The organism is Acinetobacter sp. UBA3025 (assembly GCF_002367915.1).
GTDB lineage: Bacteria > Pseudomonadota > Gammaproteobacteria > Pseudomonadales > Moraxellaceae > Acinetobacter.
The window spans coordinates 1-7,508 of sequence record NZ_DFDO01000021.1 but is presented as its reverse complement, the minus strand read 5'-3'; the positions used below and the strand labels follow the sequence as shown (position 1 = coordinate 7,508).

Below are 7,508 nucleotides of genomic sequence, written 5' to 3'. Positions count from 1 at the left end.
CGGACGTAGAAAAGTCTTCACTATCAAAACTAAGTTTGAAATACTTATCAAAATGGTCTTTATGGCATACTCTGAGTTGCGTAAACCATTCTTGATAAGATGTATGATCATGGTAATAGTTGCTAATGATCCACTGAGTAGTAGGAAAAAGGTTTTCCAAGATACCTTTGACAGATTCTCTATTTTTCTCAGAAGCACTCTTGATAATATCTTCAATAATTCGTGAATACTTTACCTTGTCCGTCTGATTGTTACCTGAGACAGAACGCAAAGTTGTAAAAGCTTCTTTAGAGTTGGAAAGTTTGCTATAAACATTCGGCTCAAATACTCTTAAGCATTCAATGGCTATCAAATCTATTGGATCTGCTTCAAAAATCTCATTATTTTTAAAAAGATTGAAGTTAAAGCAAAGAGTAGAATTGAATCTATAAACATTTCTTAGATTATTAAAATAGTTTTTTAAACCTTCATGATAAATCTCAGCCCATCTTTCTTGGTCAAATTTTTTGTCAGCATCAGTATGACTATTTATCACATTGTCTAATAGGTTAAATAAAACTTCGTGGACTTGTTTTAATTGAATTTGTGGAATTATAAAAGGGATCTGAATAATTTTTTCTAGATAGTTTTCACCAGATTGTGTATTGTCAGTGAGTTTTTTTTCTACAATATCTTTCTGAAATAAAAGTAAAAATATTACATTAGGAAAATCAGTATTTGCTTTAATTAATTGAAAGATCATTCGCAACTCTATAGTTGTTAAACGATCAATATCATCCATAACAATTAAAAGAGGAGTCGTCCTATTCTTTAAAGCGGTAATTAATTCCTGACGAATTTCTGCTAAGTTCTTTTCATTTAATTTAGATTTTTTTTCGTAGTTTTCTGAAAGTTTCCCTAACAATTCGCTCCCCTTTTCTGTGGCTGGTAAGACTAAAGCTATAAAAGAGGTAATCGTTGCAATGAGTATTGGCAATTGTGTATTGTCAGTAAAGTAACTGCTAATTACACCTGTACTTAAAATTGAAGTTACAAGAAGAGGTAGCGCTAAATTAGCACCCTTGAGAAAAGTGTGTGCCGTAGATAAATGATTGCCATATTTCGCAAATATATTTGCCAAATTTTGATCTTCTTTAGATGAATCCTTTCTTCCAATAGATTTTGATATCTCGTCAAAAAACGCCTGAACAATCTTCTCTTGAGCTGACCATTCCCACGGTGAAAACTCTATAATTGTGGGCGGGTCATCTTGTTGCTTTGAATACGATAACGCCATATTTTTAATTGATGATTTTCCTGAACCCCAATCGCCATGTAACGCAATAACTAAGCTTTCGTCACCCTTCCACTGAGAAATAGCATCGCTTAAGTTTTTTGCAAAATCAGCTCGACCCAATACGTCTTGTTCTATGTTTTTAATTGGTCTATCGGCAGAAAATGCGAATTTATCTATATTTGTCATGTTGAGATATTTATAAAGTTTTCATCAAATAATTCTATCAAATATCATTATGATTTTAATAAAAATCCCCTCACTAGGAGGGGATTTCTTTGAATCAAATTACAGCATTAAAGCGCTGCAATTTGCTCCATATTCGCTTTAATCTTCGCTAACTGATCTGCAAATTCAGCAAGTTTTACTTTCTCGCCTTCAACCACAGCAGCAGGTGCTTTCGCAACGAAACCTTCATTCGAAAGTTTGTTGGCAATTTGGTCATGCTGTTTTTGAACTTTATCTAGGTCTTTTTGCAGACGACCCAATTCCGCTTTAGGATCAATCAAGCCCTTCATTGGAACGAATACCGATACATGACCAACAACTGAAGATGAAGACAACGGTGGTTGTTCGCTGTCGCCTAAGAAGGTAATGCTTTCAACTTTAGCCAATGCTTTGAATAATGCTTCAATACGCGTGATCTGTGCTTTTTCAGCTTCAGTGGTGTTCTGAAGAAGAACAGGTAATAGGCGTGCATTACCTAAGCCCATTTCACCACGGATGTTACGTACCGCACCGATCAGACCTTGCAGCCATTGCATATCTGCTTCAGCTTGTTCGTTGATCTTCGCTTCGTCAGCAACAGGGTACTGAGCCAGCATGATAGTTTCGCCAGAGATCCCCAGTTTAGGAGCAAGCGTTTGCCAGATTTCTTCAGTCAGGTACGGCATGATCGGGTGAGCAAGACGTAAAGACGCTTCCATCACAGCCAGTAACACACGACGCACTTCGGCTTTACGCTCTTCAGATACGTTTTCATCGTTTAGAACCGGTTTAGTCAACTCGACATACCAGTCACAGTATTCATTCCAGATGAACTCGTAGATCGCTTGTGCAGCCAAGTCTAAACGGTAAGTCGCGAAGGCTTGCTGAACTGCTTGTTCCGCTTTTTGAAGACGGCTCACGATCCATTGTTCAGGCAATTCCCAAAGATCAGGACGTGCAGTTTGACCAACGGTTTGACCTTCCACGTTCATCATCACGAAACGAGTACCGTTCCAGATTTTGTTGGCGAAGTTACGGTAACCTTCCACACGTTTCATGTCGAACTTAATGTCACGGCCAGTATTGGCAAGCGCACAGAATGTGAAACGAACTGCATCCGTACCGTAAGCCTGAATACCTTCAGGGAATTCTTTACGGGTCGATTTTTCAATCTTCGCAGCCTGTTTAGGGTTCATCAGACCGAAAGTACGTTTTTGTACCAAGGTTTCCAGATCAACACCATCAATCAGGTCTAATGGGTCAAGCACGTTACCCTTAGACTTAGACATCTTCTGACCTTCACCATCACGTACTAGACCATGTACATACACAGTTTTGAATGGTACTTGTGGTGTGCCATCTTCATTTTTCATGAAGTGCATGGTCATCATGATCATACGGGCAACCCAGAAGAAAATGATGTCGAAACCAGTGACAAGAACATCAGTCGGGTGGAAAGTATTCAAGAAATAGTTTTCTTTATCTTTCGCTTCGTCGCCAGTCCAACCTAATGTTGAGAATGTCCACAAACCAGAAGAGAACCAGGTATCCAGTACATCTTCGTCCTGTTTCAATTCAACTTCAGGTGCAATACCGTGTTTCGCACGAACTTCTTCTTCATTGCGACCGACAAATACATTACCTTCAGCATCGTACCAAGCCGGAATACGGTGACCCCACCACAATTGACGCGAGATACACCAGTCCTGAATGTTATTCATCCATGACATGTACATGTTGCTGTACTGCTCAGGAACGAACTTGATACGGCCATCTTTAACCGCTTCAATTGCAGGTTCAGCCAGTGGCGCAATTTTTACATACCATTGGTCTGTCAGTAATGGCTCAACGATCACACCTGAGCGGTCACCACGAGGTGGTTTTAGTGTGTAAGGTTGGATTTGGTCTAACCAGCCTTCAGCTTCTGCTTGCTCAACCAGTTTTTTACGTGCTTCAAAACGCTCTAAACCAATGTAGTCTGCAGGCGCAGGGATGGTTTTAGAAATCTGTTCGCCCGCTTTCGCGATGTATTCAAACTCAGCCAGAACTTCGGCATTTTTGTTGAAGATGTTGATCAGTGCCAGACCACAGCGTTTACCCACTTCATAGTCATTGAAGTCGTGTGCAGGTGTAATTTTTACACAGCCTGTACCGAATTCTTTTTCAACATATTCGTCAGCAACAATGGCAACGGTACGGCCAGTAATAGGCAATACGATATTTTTACCGACAAGATGTGCATAACGCTCATCTTCAGGGTTGACCGCAACCGCAGTATCACCGAGTAATGTTTCTGGACGAGTGGTTGCAACGACAATATGGTCTTTGCCATCTTGAGTGCGAAGCGATTTATCTTCAAAGAAATATTTGAAGTGCCACAATGAGCTTTGTTCTTCTTTATCAGATTCTACTTCAAGGTCAGACAGGGCAGTTTGCAGTTTAGGATCCCAGTTCACCAGACGTTTGCCGCGGTAAATCAGGCCTTCTTCATGCAGTTTCACGAACACTTCTTTAACGGCATTGGATAAACCTTCATCCATGGTGAAGCGTTCACGTGACCAGTCTACAGAAGAACCCAAACGACGGATTTGACGGGTAATGTTACCGCCAGACTGTTCTTTCCATTCCCAAACTTTTTCGATGAACTTTTCACGGCCCAGATCATGACGGCTTACGCCTTGAGCACCTAACTGACGCTCAACAACCATCTGGGTTGCGATCCCCGCATGGTCAGTACCTGGCTGCCATAAGGTATTTTTGCCTGACATACGGTTATAACGAGTCAAGGCATCCATGATGGCATTGTTAAAACCATGACCCATGTGCAAGCTACCAGTGACGTTTGGCGGCGGAATCATGATACAGAATGATTCACCTTTTTGAGACGGCTTGAAGTAACCGCGCTCTTCCCAGGTTTGGTACCATTTTTTCTCGATCTCGGTCGGATCGTAGGTCGTAGCAATATTTTGCGCTGAATCAGTCATAGTCTAAACAGATCAAAAGTGGATAAAAAATTGCATCTATTGTAGCAAAAAAATCAAGGCATGCGGCAGCTTAACTAAAAGCAAACTTTCGCCAATTGGCAGTTGCCTGAACTCAACGTATGATAGATTGATAAAAACGCGACTCATCGCAGACGATTAAAAAAAGGATAACAAGATGAGCTATAGCATTTCTCTCAAGATTCACCCCGATACCCATCAACGCTTTAAAGACCTGCATTCCCGATTTAATGCCGGTGAGCAGGAAAGCCTGGCCAAACTACTCGGTGAAAATCTGGCCGATATTGCCTGTGAAATTATTGACCAGATTTTTGGTCGTGTCGTGCAACTCTCTAGCTCCCCAGATCAGGAATCCGAAAAAGTCATTCAACAGATTTTAGAAACCACACGCAAATATATGCCGTGGTCGGTTTCTTTTTTTGGTAATGATCGGTTGATTCCCATGGTGAACTATCTGTAGAAGATGACCCATGAAAATGAGGACGGATATTTTGTTCACTATCCGGTAGAGCGCATGCTGATCACGGAACTGCTAGGCTGCGTAGAACAAATGAAAGGTGGCAATAATCAGTATGTATCACCGGCATTGAAAGCTTTTATTCAGGTAGTGGATCAGGGTGTGACGCATCTGGTGCGTGAACCAAAAAAGATGCTGAAATTTAATGTGGTGGTGGATAAAACATTGAATGGTGTGATTCACCTGACCACACAACTGGGTTATAAACGTTTTGATAAACTTGGTAGCCTCTATGATGCGGATACCATGAGTTATTATTTTGAGCAGTTGCTGGCATTTCTGGAAGATGAAATGCCGCCAGGAACACATTCATATAAAGAGGGTGACAGGATTTAATGGCAAAACTAGAAAATTTACAGGGAAAAGTAGTCTGGATTACCGGAGCATCTTCAGGAATTGGTAAGGCACTGGCTGAAGAATGTGCTGCCCAAGGTGCACAGATAGTATTGACTGCACGACGTTTGGAAGAACTGGAAAAAGTCCGTTCAGGACTGGTGAATCCTGATCAACACATCTCAGTCGTGGCCGATATTACTGATGAAAGTCAGGTACGCACGGCTTATGAACAGGTGCTGAGTGAGAAAGGCCGCATTGATTGGCTAATCAATAATGCCGGACTCAGCCAGCGTGCCCTGATTCAGGAAACCACCATGCAGACTGAACGCGCCATTATGGAAGTCGATTATTTCTCTCAGGTGTTTTTGACCAAAACAGTTTTACCGACATTTTTAAAACAAAAATCTGGCCGGATTGCTTTTATTTCCAGTGTGGCCGGCCTGCTTGGAACTCAATATCGGGCGTCTTATTCAGCAGCCAAAGGCGCGATTCATATGTGGGCCAACAGCCTGCGTGCTGAAATGGCAGATCAGGGTATTCAGGTATCCGTGATTTTCCCGGGCTTTATTAAAACCAATGTGTCTTTTAATGCCTTAAATGGGGAAGGTAAACCTCAGGCCAAGCAGGATGAAGCAATTGAAAACGGTCTGGAGCCGGCTGATTTTGCCCGTCAGACTGTAGAAGCGTTGAAACGTGGTGAAGAATATATCGTGGTGGGTGGCTCTAAAGAAAAACTGGGTGTTTTAGTTTCACGTCTATCGCCAAAGGTGTTGTATAAGATGATTCGCAAAACTAAGGTGAAATAATCTGCTTGCAAGATCAAGCTGGTTGTCATCGGTTACAGGTTTATTGCTCCATAGAAATAGACCTGTAATCTGAAAATAATGTGCTCATCTTTTTTATTTCTCTTTTTTAAGATTTCTTATCTTATCCAATTAAGTCATCTATTTTTACTATCCCTTTTGTCCATATCCCATTTTCACAACATAAAACTGCATAAAAGTAGCAAAACCGTCTTCAGTATTCAGTTTTAATAAAAATGATATAAAAGATTGAGATGGGAGCATTTGCCATGAAAACGCCGGTACCGGATTACTTGAATCATGTGCTTTCTGCTTGCCATGATAATAAAAAAGGCGCGCTGGCAGATTACATTCCTGAACTTGCTGCGGTTGATCCTGACAAGCTCGGACTTGCACTATCGACAGTAGATGGAACCCTCTATTCTGCCGGGGATGATGACGTTGAATTTACCATGCAGTCTCTTTCCAAGCCTTTTGCCTATGCGCTGGCAATCAAGGAGCTAGGACTAAAACAGGTACTGGAAAAAGTGGGTGTGGAACCTTCGGGAGAGGCCTTTAACCAGATTTCGTTGGAAAAAGAACGTAATATTCCCAAAAACCCGATGATTAATTCTGGCGCGATTACCACACATTCTCTGATTCCTGCCAAAAAAACGGTATCACGTGCTGAACAGTTACGCCGTTTTTTAAGTGGACTGGCTGGACGTGAATTGTCCTTTGATGAGCAGGTGTATAACTCTGAGATTAAAACAGCTTTTCGTAATATGTCGATTGGCTACATGCTACGTACCGTCGGTGTGCTGGATGAAGATCCTAAAGAAATCGTGCATGGCTATATCAAGCAGTGCGCAATTAAGGTCACAGTCAAAGACCTAGCGGTGATCACCAGTATATTGGCCAATGGTGGTGTGCATCCCAAGACAGGAAAACGGCTGCTGGATCGGGCTTTAGTCCGGCAATTACTCAGTGTGATGCTAACCTGCGGTATGTACGATGCTGCAGGTGACTGGCTGACCACAGTCGGTATTCCGGCCAAGAGTGGTGTGGCAGGTGGCATTATTGGAGTACTGCCAGGGCAAGTGGGGATTGCAGTCTTTTCACCGAAAATCGATGAGCATGGTAATAGTGTACGTGGGGTCAGAATCTTTGAAAATCTGTCGCACGATATGGGACTGCATCTCATGGAAGGTACGCCGTCAGCACAGACCATTTTGCAAAGTCGTTACACAGTGGGGAAAAAGAATAACGTCGTGGTGTATGAACTGCGTGGCGTGTTGCAATTTACCGAGTCTGAAATGCTGCTACGAATCTTGCAGGATGAACCGGAAGGTAAAAGTACCATTATTCTCGATTTAACCAATCTCACTCTC

4 protein-coding genes and 1 pseudogene are annotated in these 7,508 nt (G+C 42.0%); 3 read left to right on the top strand and 2 right to left on the bottom strand.

Annotated elements, in window-relative coordinates; all coding sequences use genetic code 11:
• Window positions 1-1,462: KAP family P-loop NTPase fold protein (locus tag B4J23_RS00925; protein ID WP_291358364.1), on the bottom strand; the 1,462-nt coding region annotated here is incomplete at its 3' end.
• Window positions 1,463-1,569: 107 nt separating this feature from the next.
• Window positions 1,570-4,464 carry a valine--tRNA ligase gene (locus B4J23_RS00920; protein WP_180179181.1) on the bottom strand — a complete coding sequence of 965 codons (2,895 nt, stop codon included), beginning with the start codon at window positions 4,462-4,464 and terminating at the stop codon, window positions 1,570-1,572.
• A gap of 175 nt (window positions 4,465-4,639) precedes the next feature.
• On the opposite strand from B4J23_RS00920, the pseudogene B4J23_RS00915 reads away from it, so the two are divergent.
• From B4J23_RS00915 to B4J23_RS00905, 3 genes and pseudogenes are all read left to right on the top strand, one after another.
• A pseudogene (locus B4J23_RS00915) lies at window positions 4,640-5,335 on the top strand (hypothetical protein).
• Complete coding sequence (locus B4J23_RS00910; RefSeq protein WP_125279215.1) at window positions 5,335-6,141, top strand: SDR family oxidoreductase; 807 nt, start codon at window positions 5,335-5,337, stop codon at window positions 6,139-6,141. The pseudogene B4J23_RS00915 and the gene B4J23_RS00910 overlap by 1 nt, the downstream one beginning before the upstream one ends.
• Before the next feature lie 266 nt (window positions 6,142-6,407).
• Window positions 6,408-7,508, top strand: a 1,101-nt coding sequence (locus B4J23_RS00905; RefSeq protein WP_291358359.1) for a glutaminase, incomplete at its 3' end; no start/stop codon positions are given.

What these genes read in the sequence shown, in the direction of transcription:
- B4J23_RS00920 (WP_180179181.1), bottom strand. Translation starts at nt 4,464, where the DNA reads ATGACTGATTCAGCGCAAAATATTGCTACGACCTACGATCCGACCGAG.
- B4J23_RS00910 (WP_125279215.1), top strand. Translation starts at nt 5,335, where the DNA reads ATGGCAAAACTAGAAAATTTACAGGGAAAAGTAGTCTGGATTACCGGA.